Raw genomic sequence first — 19,591 nt, 5'->3', positions numbered from 1 at the left:
ACGCCCCCTCCCCCGCCCTCGCCCCCGCATCCCCACCCTCGCCGTCCCCGTCCCACGTGCAACCAACCGCCCCCATGCCGGACTTCGCAGGAGGAGACCGCACCGTGCCCGCCACCCCAGCCAAGAGACAGGTGCACCTTGCGGCGCAGCTGCCCGGCATCCACAACGTGACCGTCTGGTCGGACCCGCGCTCCGAGAGCCAGATAGCCATCGACTCCTTCATCCGGCTCGCGCAGACCGTCGAACGCGGCAAGTTCGACTTCTTCTTCCTCGCCGAGGGGCTGCGGCTGCGCGAGCACAAGGGGCAGGTGTACGACCTCGACATCGCGGGCCGCCCAGAGAACCTGACCGTGCTGAGCGCCCTGGCCGCCGTCACCACGCACCTGGGCCTCGCCGCCACGGTGAACGCCACCTTCAACGAGCCGTACGAGGTGGCGCGCAGGTTCGCGACCCTGGACCGGCTCAGCGGCGGCCGGGCCGCCTGGAACGTGGTCACCAGCTACGACGCGTTCACCGGCGAGAACTTCCGCCGGGGCGGCTTCCTCCCCGAGGCCGACCGCTACACCCGGGCCGCCGAATTCCTCACCACGGCAAGGGAGTTGTGGGACAGCTGGGGCAACGGCGATCTCCGGGCGAACGCGGCGGCGGGCGAGTTCGTCCGGGCCGGGGCCGGCCGTTTCTCCCACCACGGGCAGCACTTCGGCATATCCGGCCGGTTCACCACCCCGCCCGGCCCGCAGGGCCACCCGGTGATCATCCAGTCCGGCGAGTCCGACGCGGGCCGGGAGTTCGCCGCGTCCGACGCCGAGGTCATCTTCAGCAAGCACAACCGGATCGACGTGGCCCGGGACTTCTACCGGGACGTGAAGCGCCGCCTGGCCAAGTACGGCCGCCGCCCGGACGACCTGCTGATCCTCCCCACCGCCAACGCGGTCGTCGCGGACACCGACGAGGAGGCCGCGGCGTACGCGGAGGAGATCAGCCGCGAGCTGGTGAGCCCGCAGACCGCGATCGCCCACCTGGAGGCGGTCTGGGGCCGCGACCTGTCCGCGTACGACCCGGACGGGCCGCTGCCGGACGTCGAACCCGAGGACGACGCCCACTTCCTGAAGGGGCACTCCGTCTTCCGCAAGGGCCGGGCCGAGACGGCCCGGGCGTGGCGCAGGCTCGCGCAGGAGCGGAACCTCTCCATCCGGGAGCTGGTCATCGAGGTCGGCGGACGCCAGACGTTCGTCGGCAGCCCGCGGACGGTCGCGGACGCCATCGACGACTACGTGCAGAGCGAGGGCGCGGACGGCTTCGTGCTCGTCCCCCACCTCACCCCCGGCGGCCTGGACGACTTCGTGGACCGGGTGGTGCCGCTGCTCCAGGAGAAGGGCGTGCACCGCGACGACTACACGGGCGCCACGCTCCGGGACCACCTGGGCCTGTCCGACGCGCCCCGCCCGGCCGGATGGGGCGGACAGACCGCACGCGACGGGCACGACGAGAAGGAGATCCCGGCATGACCGGCACCACGGGCACCCCCGCCACCCCTGCCACTCTGGACACCTCCGCCACTTCGGCCACCCTGGCCACTTCGGACACCTCCGCGACTCCGACCACTTCGGACACTCCCGCCACCCCTGCCGCCCCCGCCACCCCCGCCACCCCTGCCGCCCCTGCCGCCCCTGCCGCCCCTGCCGCCCCTGCCACCCCTGCCACCCCGGAAACCCCCACCGCACCGGCCACTGCGGCTGCTTCGGCCGCCTCCGCCACCCCGGCCGCCCCCGCCGCTCCCCTGCACCTGGCCGTCGCGCTCGACGGCGCGGGCTGGCACCCGGCCGCCTGGCGCGAGGAGGGGGCCCGGCCGGGTGAGCTGCTCGACGCCGCGTACTGGGCGGACCTGGTCGCCGAGGCCGAGCGCGGGCTACTCGACTTCGTCACCTTCGAGGACGCCCTCGGCCTCCAGTCCGCCGCCTTCCACCTCCCCGACGACCGCACCGACCAGGTCAGGGGCAGCATCGACGCGGTGCTGCTCGCGGCCCATCTCGCCCCGCTCACCACGCACATCGGCCTGGTCCCGACCACCAACGTCACCCACACCGAACCGTTCCACCTGGCCATCGGCATCGCCACGCTCGACCACGCGAGCCGGGGCCGGGCCGGCTGGCGGCCGCAGATCGCGTCCCGCGCGGCCGACGCCGCCCACTTCGGCCGCCGCACCACACCCCAGCTCACCGAGCAGGACACCGCCGACTCGGAGCGGATCTCCCAGCCGTTGCGCGCGCTCTTCGCGGAAGGCGCGGAGGTGGTGGAGGCGGCACGGCGGCTCTGGGACAGCTGGGAGGACGACGCGGAGATACGGGACGCGGCGACGGGCCGCTTCCTCGACCGCGACAAGGTCCACCACATCGACTTCCAGGGCTCGGCCTTCAGCGTGAAGGGCCCCTCGATCACCCCGCGCACCCCGCAGGGCCAGCCACTGGTGGTGAGCCTCGCGCACGCGACGACGCCGTACGAGTTCGCCGCGCTGAGCTCCGACGTCGTCGCCGTCACGCCGCACGACCGGGCGGGCGCGGCGGCGATCCTCGCCCAGGTGGCCGAGGCGGTGGAGCGCACCGGGCGGAACGTGGCGGACCGCCCGCTGCGCACCTTCGCGGACCTCCTCGTCTTCCTGGACGACGAGCCGGGCGCGGCCGCCCGCCGCAAGGCCCGCCTGGACGACACGGCGGGAGCCGAACTCGCCTCCGACGCCGAGGTGTTCACCGGCACCCCCGCCGAACTGGCCGACCTGCTGCTCGACTGGCGCGCCACCGGCCTGGACGGCTTCCGCCTCCGCCCGGGAGCCCTGCCGCACGACCTCACGGCGATCACCCGGAGCCTGGTCCCGGAGCTGCAACGGCGCGGGGTGTTCCGTACGGCGTACGAATCCGACACGCTGCGCGGCCACTTGGGCCTGCCCCGCCCCATCAGCCGCTACGCGAAGGCGGGTTGACGAGCTCCAGGAGCGAGCCGGGACAGGCGACGGGCGCCAGGGTCGGATGCCGTACGGCGTCGGGGTCAGGCCCCCGTCGTCGATCCCGGCCGGACGATCATCAGCACGACGACCGTCGCCCACAGCAGATTGAAGATCCCGGTGGTCATGGCGAGCCGCGCCGCCGCCGACCGCCGCTCGGCCACCGTGAGAGTGCCGCCCCCGGACCCGTCGCCCGCCCCCGCCTCCGTACCGGAACCGCTCCCCGCCCCCGCCCCCTCCACCAGCAGCTCGCGCTGTCCGGGCAGGACCATGGCCATGAGCAGGGCGGCGGCGATCGTCGTCAGCACGATCGACGCGAGCAGCCAGGCATCGCCCAGCACCCCCATCTGCGCCCCGGTGGCGAGGCCGAGGACGGGGACGGCGATGCCGACCAGCGCGTACGCCCGGCAGATCTTGTGCAGGAAGGCCGCGGTGCGGGTGTCGTGGTCGTGCGGGCCCTCGCTGCCGGGCGCGGGCGGCTTGGCGTAGCGGGGGAACATCGAGGCCGCGACGGTGATCGGCCCGACCGCCAGGATCGACGCCAGGACGTGCAGCGAGAGCAGCAGCTTGGTCACGGAGAGCCCTTCTGGATTTCCTGCCAATAGGTTGTCTGCCAAGGCATCGGCCGACGCCTAAGGAATAGCACGCCCGAGCCCTTTTAGGTAGGCTGCCTACGCATGAGACAGGACGCGGTACGCGGACATCTGGACGGTCTCCTCCTGGCAGTGCTCGAACCGGCCCCGCTGCACGGATACGCGATCATCACGGCGGTCCAGCAGCGCAGCGGCGGCGCGCTCGAACTGCGGACCGGCACCATCTACCCGGCGCTGAACCGGCTGGAGCGGATCGGCCTGCTGCGCAGCACCTGGGAGGCGGAGGGGCAGCGCAAGCGCCGTTGTTACGCGTTGACGGAGGCGGGAGCACGCTTCCTGGCCGACGAGCGCACGGCGTGGCAGGACTTCACGGCCGCGATCGGCTCGGTGCTCAACCCGGTGGCACCGCACCCGCACCCGCAGCCGCACGGACAGGGCGCATGACCGGCAGCCCGCCGCGCGATGACAGCGACAGCGACAGCAGCGGCGACCTCAGCGGCGGCGACATCGGCGACCGCGACCTCCGTCACCGTGACCTCGGTGACCGCGACCTCAGTGACCGTGACCTCCGTGGCAGCGACTTCGTACAGGAGTACGTCACCGAGCTGGACGCCCTCCTGCGCGGCCCCGCCCGGGCCAAGTCCCGTCTGATCGAGGAGGCCCGCGACGGGCTCACGGAGACCGTGGCGGCGTACACGCGCGAGGGCGAACCGTACGAGCGGGCGGTGCACCGCGCGGTGGCGGAGTTCGGCTCGGCGCGCGAGCTGGCCGGGAGCTTCCAGCGCGAACTGACCGTCGCCCAGGCCCGGCACACCGCCCGGGCGGTCGCCCTCAGCGCGCCGTTCCTGCTGGCGTGCTGGCTCCTGGTGCGGAGCACGGGCGGCCCGCAGGACGCGGCGGTGCCCCGTGCCGCGCATCTGCTCGCGACGAACCTGGCCGCGGTCGCGGGCGCGGCGGTTCTCCTGGCGGCGGCCACCCTGGCCGCGACCGGGGCCCTGGCCCGCCGGCTCCCCGTCCCGCACCGGCTGCCCCTCACGGTGGCCTGGACGGGCACCACCGCGAGCGTGTCCATGGCGGTGGCCACCCTGGCGCTCGCCACCGCGTCGGTCCTTGCCGAGAACTGGCCGGCGACGGCGGCGGCCTGCGCACTGGCCGCCGCCTCCCACGCGGTCGTCGCCGGCTCGGCCCGGGCCTGCCGCCGGTGCGCACGCCTGCCGGCGGGGGTTCCGGCCACGATGTGACCTCGCGAAACTGGGGCCCGTAGCGCTACGACCCGTAGAGCCGCGGCCCATAGAGCTGGGGCCCGTAGAGCTACGACCCGTAAGGCTGCGGCCCGTAGAGCAGCGGCCCATAGACCACCCGGTTCACCGAGCCCGGCCGGACGGCGCGCTCCGGTGCAGGCCCTCCAGCAGCTCCAGCGCGTCCGCACCCAGGCGCAGGGCTCCGGCGGCCACGTTGGCGGCCAGGTGGTCGAGGTCGCCGGTGCCGGGGATGGCCAGCACGTTCGGACCCCGGTGCAGCGTCCACGCCAGGCGGACCTGCGCCGGGCTCACCCCGTACGCCCGCGCGACGGCCAGCACCTCGTCGGGCTCGGCCCCGGTCGCGCCGCCCTCCCGGCCGGCCCCGGCGATCGCGTAGAACGGCACGAAGGCGATCCCCCGCGCGGCGCAGTCACGGACGAACGCGTCGTCCTCGGGGCGCACGCCGATCCCGTACCGGTTCTGCACGCAGACCACCGGCGCGATGGCCAGGGCCTCGGCGAGGTGGGCGGGGGTGACGTTGGAGAGGCCCAGATGGCGGATGAGACCGGCCTCGCGCAGCTCGGCCAGTGCGCCGAACCGCTCGGCGACCGGCTCCTTGCCGCCGCCGACGCGCAGGTTCACCACGTCGAGGTGGTCACGGCCGAGCTGGCGCAGGTTCTCCTCCACCTGGCCGCGCAGCGCCTCGGGGGTACGGGCGTGGTCCGCCCACTTTCCCGTCCCGTCCCGGGCCGGGCCGACCTTGGTGGTGATCACGAGGTCGTCCGCGTACGGGGCCAGGGCGCTGTTGATCAGCTCGTTGGCGGAGCGCAGCGGCGAGAAGTAGAACGCGGCGGTGTCGATGTGGTTGACGCCGAGCTCGACGGCCCGGCGCAGTACGGCCAGGGCGGCGTCGCGGTCACGGGGGACGGCGTCGGGAACCAGCGTCTCGCCGGTCTGCGGCAACCGCATCGCGCCGAAGCCGATGCGGTTGACCGGCAGGTCTCCCAGGGTCCAACTGCCCGACGCGTCGGCGGTGATCGTCTGTGGGGTCACGGAAGTCATAGCCGGGATGATCTCCGCCCGGAGGGCTCCCGGCCACCCGGTTCACCGAGCCCGGCCGGTCACTCCGGGGTCGGGTCACCTCTGGGCCCGGTCGCCCCGGGGCCCGGTCACCCCGGAGTTCCGGTCGCAGCCTCGCCCCGCTGCTCTCCCTCGCCCCGCTCCCTCCCGTCACTCCCTCCCGTCACTGACTCGCGTCACTCCCTCCCGTCACTCCGTCGCGGTGAGCGGGGCGTACGCGTCGGGGCGGCGGGTGGTGAGGAAGGGGAACAGTTCCAGCCAGTCGCGGCGGGCGTCGAGGTCGAGGTCGGCGACCAGGACGGCGGGCTCGTCGCGGGGGGCCTGGGCCAGGACGCGGCCGTAGGGGTCGACGATGAAGGAGCTGCCGTAGAAGGTGAGGCCGTTCTCGGAGCCGATGCGGTTGGGCACGACCATGAAGGTGGCGTTGGCGATGGCGTTGCCGGTGATCACCTTCTGCCAGAGCGGCTGGGAGTCGAAGCCGGGGAAGCCGGGCTCGGAGCCGATGGCGGTCGGGTAGACGAGGATGTCGGCCCCGGCGAGCGAGTAGGCGCGCGCCAGCTCCGGGAACCACTGGTCCCAGCAGGTCGGCAGGCCGAAGCGGGCCTCGTCGACCGTGACCAGCGGGAAGGCGTCGTCGCCCGCCGGGCCGGGGCGGAACCAGTCGTCCTCGTAATACCCCTCGGTGACCGGGATGTGGGTCTTGCGGGTGCGCTGCGCGAGGGAGCCGTCAGGGGCGAGAAGGATCGCGGTGTTGTAGCCGAGGCCGTCCTCGCCGTCGGGGCCCGGGGCCTTCTCGTACAGGGAGGCGTGCACGTACACGCCGTGCTCGCGGGCGGCCTCGGCGGCGAAGGTGAAGGTGGGGCCGGTCAGCAGCTCCTCCGGCTCGGCGGGCGCGGGGTGGTCGGCGCGGCGGACGACCGCGAAGTACGGCGAGAGCGTCAGCTCCTGGAGGCACACCACCCGCGCCCCTTCGGCGGCGGCCAGGCGGATGCCCTCCCGCAGGGCGGCGCGGTGCTCGGCGGGGTCGCGGTGCCAGCGCTGCTGGACGGCCGCGACGCGCAGGGGGGCGCGCTCGGCGGGGCGGGTGCGGGTCGGGGAGGCGGGCGGGTTGTACGCGGTGATCAGACGCATGACCAGTTCCAGGGGTGGGCGGGCCGAGGGGGCACGGCTAAGGATTGCCGGAACGTTCCGGCGCTGTCCGAATCTAACCGTGCCGGAACGTTCCGGCAAGCCTCTGCCCCGTACGTTCGCGAACGTCTAGACTTCACCCCCGTGACCTCCCGGACCGTGACCCTGCTCGACGTAGCCCGCGCCGCCGGGGTCTCCAAGAGCACCGTCTCCGACGCCCTCCAGGGCTCGGGCCGCGTCGCGGAGGCGACCAGGAACCGGGTCCGCGCGGCGGCGGAGGAGCTCGGCTACCGGCCCAACAGCGCGGCCCGGCGGCTGCGCCGCTCCAGCACCGGGGCGGTCGGGCTCCACCTGCCGCAGACCGCGACCCGGCTGGACTACTACATGAACCTCGCCTTCGGGGCCGTGGCGCGCGCCCAGGAGGAGGGGCTCGACGTGGTGCTGCTCGCCCCGGCGAGCGTCGCGGGCGCGGCGAGCGGGCCGGTCGCCTCGCGGGTCGACGGGCTGCTGGTGATCGACCCCGAGGTGGGCGACGACGCCGTCCCGGGGCTGCTGGACGCGGGCGTTCCGGTGGTCACCGGGGAGCGCTACCTCGGGCCCGCCGCCGCCCCCAGCGGGGCCGTGGTCTGCGACAACGCCGCCTCCCTGACCGCCCTCCTGGACCACGTCACCGAGCGCGGCGCCCGCCGCCCCGCCGTCCTGGCCCCCGCGGGCGCCTCCGCCTGGGCCACCGCGCTGCGGGCCACGGCGGCGTCCTGGGGACAGGAGCGCGGGGTGGAGGTGGCCCTGCGCACCGTGCCGTTCGCGGCCACCCCGGGCGAGGCGGAGGAGACCACGCGGGAACTGCTGCGCACCGACCCGGCGGTGGACGCGGTGATCTGCGCCCCGGACGGTACGGCCCCGGGCGTCCTCCGAGCAGCCGCCGCACTGGGCCGCACGGTGGGCGGGACCCCGGACCGTACGGGGGGCGGGGCCCCGGACCGTACGGGGGGCGGGGCCCCGGACCGTACGGGGGGCGGGACCCCGGACCTTACGGCGAGCGGAACCGACAGAGGCCGACGCACCCCCCTCCTCGTCGCCTCCTGCGTCGACGGCACCGCCGCCCGCACCGCCGGGCCGCCGGTCACCGCGGTCGACCTGCGCCCCGCCGCGTACGGCCGCGCCTGCGCCGAATTGCTCTGCGACATCCTCGCGGGCCGCACCGCCCCCGACACGGTCCGCCGCCACGCCTGGGCGCTGGAGACGAGGGCCTCCACCGCACCGGCCGGCTGAACCCACCTCCGCCGTCCGCCCGTTGTGGCGCGAATGCACAGGGCACGAGCCCCTCAGCCTCCTCACGACGAAGAGGTCGGCCAGGAGGGCGAAGAGGATCATGACGTCCGTACGAAGAGGGCCACGCCGAACCCGGGCAGCGACTCTGCATACGAACACTTATTTTCGGTCAACCTGAGCCGCCCCCGCGCCAACGGAAGTGCGCCACAGAGGCGGGATCCGGACATCTCACCCGCAGGGGCGGGGCCCGCACGCGAAGGCCGCCCCCGGAGGTGGGGGGAACGCCGCCCCGGGGAGAAGAAAGAAGAATGAATCGGATCAACCCGTCGCGACGCGCGCGAAGCCCCGCGAGCGCCGCCCCGGAACGTCCCGTGGATCGCGAAAGCCCTGCTCAACGCCCGTACGGTCGCCACTCGGACGGCGGAGCTCCGCACCCGGCCCCGGGCCCGACGACCCCGGCCGCGGCGACCGGTCGGCGCACACCCCCTCGCACTCCTGGGCCCGACACGTCACACTCGTAACACTCAACAGGGGAGGTCTCGGGCGTGGATGTACCGGTATGGCTCTGGGTGGCGTTCGCCGTAACGGTGGTCGTCTCCCTCGCAGTCGACTTGCTTGCCCACCGCAAGGCGCATGTCATCGGATTCAAGGAAGCGGCCTGGTGGAGCGTGCTGTGGGTGAGCCTCGCGCTCGTCTTCGGCGTGGTCGTCTTCTTCGTGCTCGGGACGACCGCAGGAACGGAATACACGACCGCTTGGCTGCTGGAGAAGAGCCTGTCGGTCGACAACCTCTTCGTCTTCGCGCTGATCTTCGCGTATTTCAAGGTGCCCCGGGAGTATCAGCACCGGGTGCTGTTCTTCGGCGTCATCGGCGCACTGGTGTTCCGCGCCATCTTCCTGACCGCCGGCGTCGCGGTGGTGAACCGCTTCACCTTCGTGCTGTTCCTCTTCGCCGCGATCCTCTTCTACAGCGCGTACAAAATCCTCAAGGGCGATGAGGACAACTTCGACCCGGGCAAGAGTTTCGCGGTGCGGCTGCTGCGGAAGATCATGCCGGTCCGGGACGACTACGCGGGAACGCACTTCGTCATCAAGGAGGAGGGGAAGCGGGTCGCCACACCGCTGCTCGCGGTGGTCGCCGCGATCGAGGCGGCCGACCTGCTCTTCGCCGTCGACAGCGTGCCCGCCGTGCTGGCGGTCAGCGACGACGCCTTCATCGTCTACACCAGCAACGCGTTCGCCATCCTGGGACTACGAGCCCTGTACTTCCTGCTGGCGGGGCTGCTGGACCGCTTCCACCATCTGAGCACCGGCCTGGCGATCATTCTGGCCTTCATCGCGGTCAAGCTCATTCTTCAGGCATCGCACAAGATGATCAGCACCTCCATTCCGGAGATTCCGTCGCCGATCAGCCTTGCGGTGATCGTCGTCATCTTGACGGCCTCGATCGTCCTCAGCATTCGTCGCCCACCGCCGAATGCTGATTCCGATACCGATGAGAGTGCGGAGAAGCCATCTGACGGTAAACCTGCCGGCTGACCGGCTGGGCAATGGCCGGGCAAAGCGATGGGAAAGACTTTCCTAAGCGCGATGCCCGGCCTATCGTAGGTAAATGGTCGGCAAAGAGCGTGAGACCCAGCGGCGGGACGCCTTCATGTGCCCCGCCTGCAAGCACCCCGTCCGCTCCGAGATCCGGCGCCACAAGACCCTCGGGATCTTCGTCCCCGTCTGGCGGGCCGGTCCCTGCGAGAACCCCGACTGCGGGGAGTACGCCCCCGAGGAGCGGCCGTCCAGGCGTCGGTCCCGCCCGTAGGCTCCCGGCCCGACCCGGCCTCGGCCCGGCACACGGGCGGGGGGGGCGACGGGATGCCGGGGGCGACGGGGCGATGAGGCGCCGGGCCGATGTCCTCCCGGCGCGCGGGCGGGCTTGTGGGTGGCTAGCGTGGCGGTGAGGGGGGTGCGTGCGCCCGGGGCCGGGGCGGGGAGAGGCCAGGCAGACCCGGGCGGGCGAGGACCCGAGCCAGGAAAGAGTCAGTGCCATGGCTGTGCAACCCCTGTTGGGCGGACGCGATGTTCGCCGACCTCGAAGGCGCCAAGAGCTTCTACGGTGACGTACTGGGCTGGACGTTCGGTGAGAGTTCGTCGGAGTTCGGCGACTACACGACGGCGTACGCGAACGGCAGACGGGCGGCGGCCGTGGTCCCGCCGATGCCGGGCTCGGACGGCCCGTCCGCGTGGTGCCTGTATCTGGCCTCGCCGGACGCCGCCGCCACCGGCGAGAAGGTCCGCGCGAACGGCGGCGAGGTGCTCATGGAGCCCATGCGGGTCGGGGAGTTCGGCACGATGCTGCTGGCCCGCGACCCCGGCGGCGCGGTCTTCGGCGTGTGGCAGGCCGACGCCCACGACGGGTTCGAGACGGAGATGGGCACGCCCGGCGGCTACTGCTGGGGCGAGGTCTTCACCCGGGAGGCGAAGACGGCCGACACGTTCTTCCCCGCCGTGTTCCCGTACGCGGTCCGCACGCTCGACGACCCGTCGCTGGACTTCGGGATGTACGACGTCCAGGGCGAGTCGGTGCTCGGCCGGATGGCGATGGGCGACGACTTCCCGCCCGAGATGGGCTCCTTCGTGATGGTGTACTTCACCGTCCCGGACTGCGACGCGGCGGTGGCGAAGGCGACCGAGCGGGGCGCGCAGCTGCAGTTCGGTCCGATGGACAGCCCCTTCGGCCGGTTCGCGGCCATCACCGACCCGCAGGGCGCCACGTTCTCCGTGATCGACGTGACGAAGACCGAGGGCGAGATGCCGACGACGCGGCTGACGGCCTGAGACCCGGACGCCGACCGACGCGACGGAGACGGCCCGAGGACCAGACGCCGACCGACGCGACGGACGACCCGAGCACGAGACACCGACCATGCGACGGAGACGGTCCGAGAACCAGACACCGACCACACGACGGAGACGGCCCGAGCACGAGACACCGACCACGCGGCTGACTCCCCGAGGGCCCGGACCTCAGAGGCTCCGTACGATGCTCCGAGAATCCCGCATCTGCCATGGGCAATCGTCCGGAGAATGGTAAATGCGAGCCCGATTGGCCTAGCGTGTCGCACATGCAGTCCTACACAATCGGTCAGGCAGCACGACTCCTCGGGGTCAGCCCCGACACCGCCCGCCGCTGGGCGGACGCCGGCCGGGTCGCGACCCATCGCGACGAGACCGGTCGCCGGCTGATCGACGGCCGTGCGCTGGCCGCCTTCTCGATCGAGGTCGGCCAGAGCGCCGCCGGCGAGGAGGAGACCCCCTATACCTCGGTGCGCAACGCCTTCCCCGGCATCGTCACGGCGGTGAAGCTCGGCGACGTCGCGGCCCAGGTCGAGATCCAGGCCGGGCCGCACCGGCTGGTCTCCCTCCTGACCAGGGAGGCGGTCGAGGAGCTGGGCCTCGAAGTCGGCATGCGGGCGACCGCCCGCGTGAAGTCGACCAGCGTGCACATCGACCGCACCTGAGCCCGGCCGCCGCCGCCCGCGACCGGGGGCCGAGCGCTGCCCGCACCACCGTCCACACGCCCCGCGCGAACTCGTCCCCGCCCGTACGGCGCTCAGCCGACCGGGCTCGCAGCCAAGGAGCTCTCACCCTCATGTCTCTCCTGATCACCCGCCGCCGTGCCGCGGCCGCCGTCCTGACGACCGCCCTCCTCGTCCCGCTCGCCGCCTGCGGCGGCGACGACTCCGGGACGGCCAAGGACAAGGACGCGGGCAGCAGCGCGAAGCCGTCCGACTCCGCGTCGGGCGCTCCGGCCGCCGACCTGACCGTGCTGGCCGCCGCCTCGCTGACCGACGTCTTCAAGGAGGCGGGAGCGGCGTACGAGACGGAGAACCCGGGCACGAAGGTCACCTTCTCCTTCGCCGGCTCCCAGGAGCTGGCCGCCCAGGTCAAGCAGGGCGCGCCCGCCGACGCCCTGGTCACCGCCGACACCAAGACGATGGACGGCCTCAGCGGCGAGACCGGCTCCCCCACCGTCATCGCCAAGAACCGCCTGGTCATCGCGGTGGGCGAGGGCAACCCCGAGAAGGTCGAGAACCTCAAGGACCTCTCCGACACCAAGCTGAAGGTCGTCCTGGCCGCCCCCGAGGTGCCGGTGGGCCGCTACAGCAAGCAGATCCTCGACGCGCAGAAGATCGAGGTGAAGCCGGTCTCCCAGGAGCCCAACGTCCGCGCGGTCCTCAGCAAGGTCGAGCTGGGCGAGGCGGACGCGGGGCTCGTCTACAAGACGGACGCCGAGAGCGCCACCGACAAGGTCGACGCGATCGAGATCCCGGACGCGGAGAACGCCGTGGCCTCCTACCCGGCCGCCACACTGAAGGGGTCCAAGCACAGCGAGGCCGCCGCCGCGTTCGTCGCCTGGCTCTCCACCCCGGCCGCGCAGAAGATCCTCCAGGGCGCGGGCTTCCAGCAGCCGTAACCGCACCACCGCCCCCGGCAGGCCCGTACCGCACGCACCACCGTCCCGGCAGGCCCGTACCGCCGCACCACCGCCCCGGCAGGCCCGTACCGCACGCACCACGCCCCGGCAGGCCCCCGCGGAAGGCTCCGACGGGTCTGCCGGGCACCGCACTTCGAGCCCGACGAGGTCACCCATGAAACGCCCAGGCCGCCGCCGCACCCCCGGGTTCCGCGCCCCGATCCTGCTGACGGCGCCCGCGCTGGTGGCCGTGGCGTTCCTGATGCTGCCGCTCGTCGGCATCCTGGCCCGCACCTCCTGGGGCGACCTGGGCGCGCACCTCACCGCGGGGCCCACCACCCAGGCGCTCCGGCTCTCCCTCCTCGTCTCCCTCTGGGCGCTGGGGCTCTCCCTCGTGTTCGGGGTGCCGCTGGCGTGGCTGCTGGCCCGAGTGCCCTTCCCCGGCAAGGCGTTCGTCCGCTCGCTGGTGCTGCTGCCGATGGTGCTGCCGCCCACGGTCGGCGGGGTCGCGCTGCTGCTGGCGTTCGGGCGGCGCGGGCTGCTCGGGCCGTGGCTGGAGGACACGTTCGGCATCACGCTCCCCTTCCACACCTCGGGGGCGGTCCTGGCGGCCACGTTCGTCGCGATGCCGTTCCTGGTCATCTCGCTGGAGGGGGCGCTCGGCGGTCTGCGCCCCCGGTACGAGGAGACCGCCGCTTCGCTCGGAGCCTCGCCGGTACGGGTGTTCCTCACCGTGACCCTGCCGATGGTCGCCCCCGGGCTGATCGCCGGAGCGGCCCTCACCTGGGCGCGGGCGCTCGGTGAGTTCGGGGCCACCATCACCTTCGCGGGGAACCTCCCCGGCACCACGCAGACCCTGCCGCTCCAGGTCTATCTGCTGCTCCAGGAGTCGCCGGAGGCCGCCACCTCCGTATCGCTGCTGCTCCTGGCGATCGCGATGCTCGTGCTGATCGCGCTGCGCGGCCGCTGGACCGGCACGCCCGGCGACCACCGGGAGCAGAGCGCCCCGCGCCCGGAGGAGCCGACGAGCACCCCGCCCGACGTGCTCCCCGAGCCACCCGCGTACGTACGGGAGAAGGCGCCCCGCCGGCCCTGGCCCCTGCACGCCGACGTCACCGGCTTCACCCGCCTCACCCTGGACGCGGCCCCCGGCACCACCATCGCGGTCGTCGGCCCCAACGGCGCGGGCAAGACCACCCTCCTGCGCGCCCTCCTCGGCCTCACCCCCCGCGCCCACGCCGCCGCCCTGCGCCTGGGCGACAGCGAGGTGTCGGCACTCCCCCCGCACCGCCGGGGCGTCGCCTGGGTCCCCCAGGACGGGGCGCTCTTCCCGCACCTGAGCGCCCTGACGAACACGGCGTACGGGCTCCGCGCCCATGGCGTCCCCCGTGCCGAAGCCCGGCGCGAGGCGCAGGCGTGGCTGGACCGGCTCGGCGTCGGCCACCTGGCCCACCGCAGGCCCGGCCAGCTCTCCGGCGGGCAGGCGGGCCGGGTCGCCCTGGCCCGCGCGCTCGCCGCCCGCCCGCGCCTCCTGCTGCTGGACGAACCGCTCGCCGCCCTCGACCAGACGACCCGGGCCCACGTCCGGCACACCCTGCGCCGGCACCTCGCGGAGTTCGGCGGGGTCTGCCTGATCGTCACGCACGACCCGGTCGAGGCGGTCTCCCTGGCCGACCGGGTCCTGGTCCTGGACGAGGGCCGGGTGATCCAGGACGAGCCGCCCGCCGAGGTGACCCGGCGCCCCCGCTCCCCCTGGGTGGCCCGGATGCTCGGCCGCAACGCCTGGCCCGGCACGGCCACCGCCGACGGCCTGGCCCTCGCGGACGGCGGCCGCCTCGTGGTCGCCGAACCCCTCGCCCCGGGCACGGAGGCGCTGGCGGTCATCGCGCCCGAGGCCGTCTCCGTACACCGCGAGAAGCCCACCGGCTCGCCCCGCAACGTCTGGCCCGGAACGGTCCGCGAGATCACCTCGGGCGGCAGCCGGCTGCGCCTGCTCATCACCTCCGACCAAGCCCCGGACCTGGTCGCGGAGATCACGCCGCAGGCGGCGGCGGAGCTGTCCATCGCGGACGGCACACAGGTCTGGACGAGCGTGAAGGCGACCGAGGTCACGGTCGTACGGCTCTGAACTCCCGGGCCCCGAAGACTCCCGGGTTCCCGGAACCGCCCCTGTTCCCCCGAAAGCATGGTGCGGGCCCCGGCGGGAACCAGAACAACCGCCGCACGCGTACTCATGTACGACAGATCCGAGAGACGGGGCACCCATGGCACTGTTCGGCAACGCGCACACGATCAACCCGGCCACCGCCCAGCAGGACTACGCCCGGCTCCTCGGGCAGGGCGAGCAGGTGCACGCCGCGTTCCTGCTGATCCGCGACACGATCCTGTTCACGGACCGCCGGCTGATCCTCGTCGACAAGCAGGGCATCACCGGCAAGAAGGTGGAGTACCACTCCGTGCCGTATCGCAGCATCACGCACTTCGCGGTGGAGACGGCCGGGACGTTCGATCTGGACGCCGAGCTGAAGATCTGGATATCGGGCAGCTCCACCCCGCTCCAGAAGACGTTCACGAAGGGTGTCGACATCTACGAAGTGCAGGCGATACTCACGCAGTTCGTGGCGCGCTAGCCGCTCCGGCCGACCCCGCAGAGGCGGCCTCAGACGTACGGGCGCAGCCGCGAGCTCGCCGCGTGCCCCGGGGTGGTGGCGCGCAGCCGGGCCACGCGCTCCCGCAGCTCGGGCAGCAGCCCGTAGAGCACATCGCCCGGGCAGCGGGTCTCATAGCTGTCGCGGTGGCCCGAGATGACGTTCAGCCGGGCCACCTCGCCCTCGTCGAAGCGGCTCTCGGCGTTCGTCGAGACCAGCTCGACCGTGGCGAGCGGGTCGAGTCCCGGCCGCAGCTTCCAGGCGGCGATCTCCACCAGCGCGTCCATCATCGGCTCGGGCGCCTCTGTGCCCGGGCCGAAGGTGCCGATCGCGGCGATGCCGACCGTGTCGGCGTTGAACCCCTTGGTGTGCGCGCCGAGCACCGACCGCCCCACTCCGCCCGCCCGGCCCTCGTAGACGGTGCCGCAGCGGTCGACCAGGAAGTTGTAGCCGATGTCGTCCCAGCCGTCCTTCTCGACGTGGTCGGCCTGGACGGCCCGGATCAGCTCCGGGGCGTCCGCGCAGTCGTAGTCGTTGGGGTTGCCGGTGTGGTGGACGAACACCGCCTTCGCCGCACCCGTGTACTGCGGGCCCTCCCGGACCAGGTCCTCGTCCGCGTGCCACTCCTGGCGGCTGACGACGGCGGGCTGCGGCAGTCCGCGCGGCGGCCTCGGCCCGGTGGCCACTTCCCGGTGCTGCTCGTGGAGCGCCGGGCCGTCCCGGAACACCAGGAGGACCAGGGGCAGCAGCAGAGCGCCCAGGACGATTCGGCGGGACCACATGGACTCCACCCTGCGCCCCGGCCCCGGGCTTCGCAGGGAGCCGGGCCAATCGGGTGACCCCCGCCCGGTGCGGGCTTTTCGCCCGGAATGCGCACGGGTGAGTGTGTTCCTACGATGAGATCCGGATCATCCGCCGCGCCCTGCGGCGAACCCGGCCGGATCGAGGAAGCCATGGCCCACGACGCTGTGCAGGACGGGCAGGACGGAGGGCCGGACGGCTCCGCGGTCAGCCTGAAGCCGAATGCCATCGGGTTCGTCGACGCCCTCGTCATCGGCCTCAACGCGACCTCCCCCGCCTACTCCCTCGCCGCGGTGATCGGCCCGATCGTGGCCCTGGTGGGGATCTACGCGCCGGGCGTCATGTTCGCCTCCTTCGTGCCGATGCTGCTGATCGCCTCGGCCTTCTACTACCTCAACAAGGTGGACCAGGACTGCGGTACGACGTTCTCCTGGGTGACCCGGGCGATGGGCCCGTGGGCCGGGTGGCTCGGCGGCTGGGCGATCACCATGACCGGGGTGCTGGTCGTCGGTTCGCTGGCGGACGTGGCGGTGAGCTTCACCCTGCTGGCGGTGGGCCTGGACGGCTGGGTCGCCAACGACTTCGTACGGCAACTGCTCACCGTGCTCCTGATCATCGTGATGACCGGGCTCTGCGTGATCGGCACCGAGCTCTCGGCCAAGGTCCAGAACGCGCTGATCCTGGCCCAGGTCGCGTTCCTGCTGGTCTTCGTCGTGGTGGCGCTCTACCGGGTGTACGCGGGCACCACCGGCTTCGACTCCATCGAACCCTCCCTGGGCTGGCTGGACCCGTTCGGGGCGGGCGGGGCCGCGCTGACGGGCGGGCTGCTGCTCGGGGTGTTCATCTACTGGGGCTGGGAGTCGGCGGTCAACCTCACCGAGGAGACCGAGGACTCCGCGAGCGCGCCGGGCCGGGCCGGGCTGTGGTCCACGGTGGTGCTGCTGGTGACCTACCTGTCGGTGGCCGTCGCGGTGGTCGCCTTCGCGGGCACGGCGTTCCTGGCCGAGAACGCGGAGGAGGAGGAGTTCATCTTCGCGCAGCTCGCCGGGGACGTGCTGGGCGGCTGGGACTGGATCCTGCTGCTGGCCGTCGCCACCTCCGCGATCGCCTCCACCCAGACCACGATCATCCCGGCGTCCCGGACCGCCCTGTCGATGGCCCGCCGTCAGGCGCTGCCGCAGCACTTCGGGCACATCAGCCCCCGGTTCCGCACCCCGGACGTCAGTACGTGGTGGGTCGCCGCGATCGCCATCGTCTGGTACCTGGTCGTCAACCAGATCTCCACCACCGCCCTGTTCGACTCGCTCACCGCCCTCTCCCTCCTGATCGCCTTCTACTACGCGCTCACCGGAGTGGCCTGCGCCGTCTACTACCGGCGTCATCTCACCGAGAGCGTGCGCAACTTCGTCCTGATCGGCCTCGGCCCCGTGGTCGGCGCCGGGCTGCTGGCCTGGCTGCTCGTGCGGTCGGTGATGGACATGTCCGACCCGGCCAACTCCTACAGCGGCACCTCCTGGTTCGGCCTCGGACCGCCGCTCGTCATCGGCATCGTGATCTCCCTGATCGGCGTGATCGTCATGGTGGTGTGGCGGCTGCGCGACGCGGTGTTCTGGCAGGAACGGCCCGGGGTCGCCGACCCGGACCTGGTGCACGCCGACAGCCGGAAGTCCCCCGGCCGGAAGGAGCGCTGAGATGTCGGTCGTCCTCGGATACGACGAGTCCCCCGGCGCGGCCCGCGCCCTGCGCATCGCGATCGAGGTGGCGGCGGCGTACGGGGAGGAGCTGGTCCTCGTCTACGGGGCCGCCGCCCCGGGCCTGCGCGACGGGGCCGAGTACCGCAGCCACTACGACGCGATCCGGCAGGCCGGCCGCACCGGCCTGGAGCACGCGCTGACGGCCGCCGAGGAGGCGGGCGTACCGGCCCAGGTGGAGGTGCTGGACGAGAGCCCCGCACAGGCCCTCCTGGAGGCCGCCGAGCGCCACGGGGCCCGGGTCATCGTGGTCGGCACCTGGGGCGAGAGCCCGATGCGCGGGGCCCTCCTCGGCTCGACCCCGCACAAGCTGCTGCACATGTCCCCGATCCCGGTGCTGTGCGTGCCCACAGAGGACGGCCCCTGAAAGACCGGGACCTCACCACACCTCCCCGCTCTCCTCCGCGCGGCCCGGTGAGCCCTTCCCCGCACCGCCGCCCTCCTCGCGGCGCAGCAGCCGGAAGGCGAGCAGGGGGAACGCCGCCACCGACACCATCGCAGCGGCGACCAGGGCCGCCGCCTCGCCCGAGCCGATCACCTTCTCGTCCAGGCCGATGGCGGTGATCGCGACCACCAGCGGCAGACAGGTGGAGGAGAACAGCGCGAGCGCGGACCGCGGCGCGCGCCCGGTCAGATCGCGGGGGGCCAGGAGGTACGCGGGCACGCCCCGCACCAGGAGGAACAGCAGCAGGAAGACCGGCACGAGCAGCAGCGGCCGGCCGCCGTCCAGGAGCGCCTTCAGGTCGAAGTCGATGCCCGTGACGACGTAGAAGAACGGGACCAGGAAGCCGAAGCCGATGGCCTCGATCCGTCCCAGGATCTCCCCGCTGAGCTCGGGCACCGCCCCCTGGAGGACCAGCCGGGTCAGCATCCCGGCGGCGAACGCGCCGAGCAGGGTGTCCAGGCCGAAGACATGGGCCAGGCCCAGCATCCCGGCGAGCAGCAGCATCACGAAGCGGACCGCGAACTGGCCGCTGCTGTGCAGGGTCGTGGCGATGATCCGGGCGAACCACGGCGGCCTCGGCCGCATCGCCCAGAACACCGCGCCCGCCGTGATCACGGCGAACACCGCCAGGACCGCGCTCGCCGCCCCCGGGCTGCGACCGCTGAACAGCAGGGCCATCGCGATGATCGGCCCGAACTCGCCCACCGAGCCGAACGCCGTCGCCACCGACCCGAACCGCCCCTCCAGCCGCCCCGAGTCCCGCAGGATCGGCAGCACGGCGCCCAGGGCGGTGCTGGTGAGCGCGGTGCCGATCACCAGGCTCTTCGCCAGGTCCGCGCCGCTGAGCAGCAGGGCGACCCCGAGCCCGGCGGCGAACGAGAGGACCCAGGCCCCGCCGGCCCGGCGCAGGGTCGGGCCACGGACCTCGGCGAACCGGATCTCGTACCCCGCGAGGAAGATCAGCATCGACAGGCCGAGGTCGGAGAGGGCGTCGATGACCTGGTCGTGGTGGGCCCAGCCGAGCACGTCGGGGCCCACCAGGACGCCGAGCACGATCTCGAAGATGACGACGGGGACCGCGAGCCACCGCCCCGTCGCATGGCCGAGCAGCGGGGCGAGAACCGCCACGGCCATGATCAGGACGAGGGTCCCAGGGTGCTCCATCGC

Annotated in this window: 19 protein-coding genes; 14 read left to right on the top strand and 5 right to left on the bottom strand. The window is 73.0% G+C overall.

Annotation, left to right across the window (positions count from 1 at the left end):
- Nucleotides 1-74 precede the first annotated feature (74 nt).
- Nucleotides 75-1,508: an NtaA/DmoA family FMN-dependent monooxygenase gene (locus ACLJPL_RS05235; protein ID WP_411079502.1), complete on the top strand. Its 1,434-nt coding sequence runs from the start codon at nucleotides 75-77 to the stop codon at nucleotides 1,506-1,508.
- Nucleotides 1,505-2,977 (top strand): LLM class flavin-dependent oxidoreductase, encoded by a 1,473-nt coding sequence (locus tag ACLJPL_RS05230; RefSeq protein ID WP_411079501.1) that lies wholly within the window; start codon nucleotides 1,505-1,507, stop codon nucleotides 2,975-2,977. Before ACLJPL_RS05235 ends, ACLJPL_RS05230 begins: the two co-directional genes overlap by 4 nt.
- Nucleotides 2,978-3,042: 65 nt before the next feature.
- Here ACLJPL_RS05230 and ACLJPL_RS05225 read toward each other — a convergent pair whose 3' ends face one another.
- A complete protein-coding gene (locus tag ACLJPL_RS05225; RefSeq protein WP_411079500.1) occupies nucleotides 3,043-3,573 on the bottom strand; it encodes a hypothetical protein in 531 nt (176 codons plus the stop codon).
- Between the two features lie 102 nt (nucleotides 3,574-3,675).
- On the opposite strand from ACLJPL_RS05225, the gene ACLJPL_RS05220 reads away from it, so the two are divergent.
- Together ACLJPL_RS05220 and ACLJPL_RS05215 are read left to right on the top strand one after the other, a co-directional pair.
- Nucleotides 3,676-4,035, top strand: a complete 360-nt coding sequence (locus ACLJPL_RS05220; RefSeq protein WP_411079499.1) for a PadR family transcriptional regulator — start codon at nucleotides 3,676-3,678, stop codon at nucleotides 4,033-4,035.
- On the top strand, nucleotides 4,032-4,832 hold the full coding sequence (locus ACLJPL_RS05215; protein WP_411079498.1) for a permease prefix domain 1-containing protein: 801 nt from the start codon (nucleotides 4,032-4,034) through the stop codon (nucleotides 4,830-4,832). Before ACLJPL_RS05220 ends, ACLJPL_RS05215 begins: the two co-directional genes overlap by 4 nt.
- A 123-nt stretch (nucleotides 4,833-4,955) precedes the next feature.
- On the opposite strand, the gene ACLJPL_RS05210 is transcribed toward ACLJPL_RS05215, so the two are convergent.
- Both ACLJPL_RS05210 and ACLJPL_RS05205 read right to left on the bottom strand, forming a co-directional pair.
- On the bottom strand, nucleotides 4,956-5,894 hold the full coding sequence (locus ACLJPL_RS05210) for an oxidoreductase (protein ID WP_411079497.1): 939 nt from the start codon (nucleotides 5,892-5,894) through the stop codon (nucleotides 4,956-4,958).
- Nucleotides 5,895-6,101: 207 nt separating this feature from the next.
- Nucleotides 6,102-7,043 (bottom strand): carbon-nitrogen hydrolase, encoded by a 942-nt coding sequence (locus ACLJPL_RS05205; protein ID WP_411079496.1) that lies wholly within the window; start codon nucleotides 7,041-7,043, stop codon nucleotides 6,102-6,104.
- Nucleotides 7,044-7,184: 141 nt separating this feature from the next.
- Here ACLJPL_RS05205 and ACLJPL_RS05200 point away from each other — a divergent pair, with 141 nt between their 5' ends.
- The 8 genes from ACLJPL_RS05200 (at nucleotide 7,185) to ACLJPL_RS05165 (ending at nucleotide 15,409) form a co-directional block, all read left to right on the top strand.
- Complete coding sequence (locus ACLJPL_RS05200; RefSeq protein WP_411079495.1) at nucleotides 7,185-8,312, top strand: LacI family DNA-binding transcriptional regulator; 1,128 nt, start codon at nucleotides 7,185-7,187, stop codon at nucleotides 8,310-8,312.
- Nucleotides 8,313-8,857: 545 nt separating this feature from the next.
- Nucleotides 8,858-9,850 carry a TerC family protein gene (locus ACLJPL_RS05195; protein ID WP_411079494.1) on the top strand — a complete coding sequence of 331 codons (993 nt, stop codon included), beginning with the start codon at nucleotides 8,858-8,860 and terminating at the stop codon, nucleotides 9,848-9,850.
- 73 nt (nucleotides 9,851-9,923) lie between these two features.
- Nucleotides 9,924-10,124 (top strand): hypothetical protein, encoded by a 201-nt coding sequence (locus ACLJPL_RS05190; protein WP_411079493.1) that lies wholly within the window; start codon nucleotides 9,924-9,926, stop codon nucleotides 10,122-10,124.
- 257 nt (nucleotides 10,125-10,381) lie between these two features.
- Entirely contained in the window at nucleotides 10,382-11,140 is a 759-nt protein-coding gene (locus ACLJPL_RS05185) for a VOC family protein (RefSeq protein ID WP_411080013.1), read from the top strand.
- Nucleotides 11,141-11,427: 287 nt separating this feature from the next.
- Complete coding sequence (locus tag ACLJPL_RS05180) at nucleotides 11,428-11,823, top strand: TOBE domain-containing protein (protein ID WP_411079492.1); 396 nt, start codon at nucleotides 11,428-11,430, stop codon at nucleotides 11,821-11,823.
- A gap of 131 nt (nucleotides 11,824-11,954) precedes the next feature.
- Entirely contained in the window at nucleotides 11,955-12,779 is an 825-nt protein-coding gene (modA, locus tag ACLJPL_RS05175; RefSeq protein WP_411079491.1) for a molybdate ABC transporter substrate-binding protein, read from the top strand.
- 175 nt (nucleotides 12,780-12,954) lie between these two features.
- Nucleotides 12,955-14,907: an ABC transporter permease gene (locus tag ACLJPL_RS05170; protein ID WP_411079490.1), complete on the top strand. Its 1,953-nt coding sequence runs from the start codon at nucleotides 12,955-12,957 to the stop codon at nucleotides 14,905-14,907.
- A 136-nt stretch (nucleotides 14,908-15,043) separates the two neighbouring features.
- Nucleotides 15,044-15,409 carry a PH domain-containing protein gene (locus ACLJPL_RS05165; protein WP_411079489.1) on the top strand — a complete coding sequence of 122 codons (366 nt, stop codon included), beginning with the start codon at nucleotides 15,044-15,046 and terminating at the stop codon, nucleotides 15,407-15,409.
- Nucleotides 15,410-15,438: 29 nt separating this feature from the next.
- Here the strand turns inward: ACLJPL_RS05165 and ACLJPL_RS05160 are convergent, their stop codons facing one another.
- Nucleotides 15,439-16,209 carry a peptidoglycan recognition protein gene (locus tag ACLJPL_RS05160; protein WP_411079488.1) on the bottom strand — a complete coding sequence of 257 codons (771 nt, stop codon included), beginning with the start codon at nucleotides 16,207-16,209 and terminating at the stop codon, nucleotides 15,439-15,441.
- Between the two features lie 171 nt (nucleotides 16,210-16,380).
- On the opposite strand from ACLJPL_RS05160, the gene ACLJPL_RS05155 reads away from it, so the two are divergent.
- Both ACLJPL_RS05155 and ACLJPL_RS05150 read left to right on the top strand, forming a co-directional pair.
- Nucleotides 16,381-17,919, top strand: coding sequence for an APC family permease (locus ACLJPL_RS05155; RefSeq protein WP_411079487.1), 1,539 nt, complete (start codon nucleotides 16,381-16,383; stop codon nucleotides 17,917-17,919).
- Between the two features lies 1 nt (nucleotide 17,920).
- The gene (locus ACLJPL_RS05150; RefSeq protein WP_411079486.1) at nucleotides 17,921-18,346 is read left to right on the top strand and encodes a universal stress protein; all 426 of its coding nucleotides are present in this window, start codon (nucleotides 17,921-17,923) and stop codon (nucleotides 18,344-18,346) included.
- A gap of 12 nt (nucleotides 18,347-18,358) precedes the next feature.
- Here the strand turns inward: ACLJPL_RS05150 and ACLJPL_RS05145 are convergent, their stop codons facing one another.
- The gene (locus tag ACLJPL_RS05145) at nucleotides 18,359-19,588 is read right to left on the bottom strand and encodes a cation:proton antiporter (protein WP_411079485.1); all 1,230 of its coding nucleotides are present in this window, start codon (nucleotides 19,586-19,588) and stop codon (nucleotides 18,359-18,361) included.
- Nucleotides 19,589-19,591 lie beyond the last annotated feature (3 nt).

Origin of the sequence: Streptomyces sp. cmx-18-6 (assembly GCF_046548915.1) — a bacterium.
Lineage (GTDB): Bacteria > Actinomycetota > Actinomycetes > Streptomycetales > Streptomycetaceae > Streptomyces.
The sequence above is the reverse complement of the archived record's forward strand: the minus strand, read 5'-3'. Positions and strand labels throughout refer to the sequence as shown.

Excerpts from the sequence above, each read along its gene's own strand:
- ACLJPL_RS05160 (WP_411079488.1), bottom strand. The coding sequence starts at position 16,209 with ATGTGGTCCCGCCGAATCGTCCTGGGCGCTCTGCTGCTGCCCCTGGTC.
- ACLJPL_RS05235 (WP_411079502.1), top strand. The coding sequence starts at position 75 with ATGCCGGACTTCGCAGGAGGAGACCGCACCGTGCCCGCCACCCCAGCC.
- ACLJPL_RS05180 (WP_411079492.1), top strand. The coding sequence starts at position 11,428 with ATGCAGTCCTACACAATCGGTCAGGCAGCACGACTCCTCGGGGTCAGC.
- ACLJPL_RS05205 (WP_411079496.1), bottom strand. The coding sequence starts at position 7,043 with ATGCGTCTGATCACCGCGTACAACCCGCCCGCCTCCCCGACCCGCACC.
- ACLJPL_RS05165 (WP_411079489.1), top strand. The coding sequence starts at position 15,044 with ATGGCACTGTTCGGCAACGCGCACACGATCAACCCGGCCACCGCCCAG.
- ACLJPL_RS05210 (WP_411079497.1), bottom strand. The coding sequence starts at position 5,894 with ATGACTTCCGTGACCCCACAGACGATCACCGCCGACGCGTCGGGCAGT.
- ACLJPL_RS05150 (WP_411079486.1), top strand. The coding sequence starts at position 17,921 with ATGTCGGTCGTCCTCGGATACGACGAGTCCCCCGGCGCGGCCCGCGCC.
- ACLJPL_RS05230 (WP_411079501.1), top strand. The coding sequence starts at position 1,505 with ATGACCGGCACCACGGGCACCCCCGCCACCCCTGCCACTCTGGACACC.
- ACLJPL_RS05190 (WP_411079493.1), top strand. The coding sequence starts at position 9,924 with ATGGTCGGCAAAGAGCGTGAGACCCAGCGGCGGGACGCCTTCATGTGC.
- ACLJPL_RS05155 (WP_411079487.1), top strand. The coding sequence starts at position 16,381 with ATGGCCCACGACGCTGTGCAGGACGGGCAGGACGGAGGGCCGGACGGC.
- modA (WP_411079491.1), top strand. The coding sequence starts at position 11,955 with ATGTCTCTCCTGATCACCCGCCGCCGTGCCGCGGCCGCCGTCCTGACG.
- ACLJPL_RS05185 (WP_411080013.1), top strand. The coding sequence starts at position 10,382 with ATGTTCGCCGACCTCGAAGGCGCCAAGAGCTTCTACGGTGACGTACTG.
- ACLJPL_RS05215 (WP_411079498.1), top strand. The coding sequence starts at position 4,032 with ATGACCGGCAGCCCGCCGCGCGATGACAGCGACAGCGACAGCAGCGGC.
- ACLJPL_RS05145 (WP_411079485.1), bottom strand. The coding sequence starts at position 19,588 with ATGGAGCACCCTGGGACCCTCGTCCTGATCATGGCCGTGGCGGTTCTC.
- ACLJPL_RS05170 (WP_411079490.1), top strand. The coding sequence starts at position 12,955 with ATGAAACGCCCAGGCCGCCGCCGCACCCCCGGGTTCCGCGCCCCGATC.
- ACLJPL_RS05220 (WP_411079499.1), top strand. The coding sequence starts at position 3,676 with ATGAGACAGGACGCGGTACGCGGACATCTGGACGGTCTCCTCCTGGCA.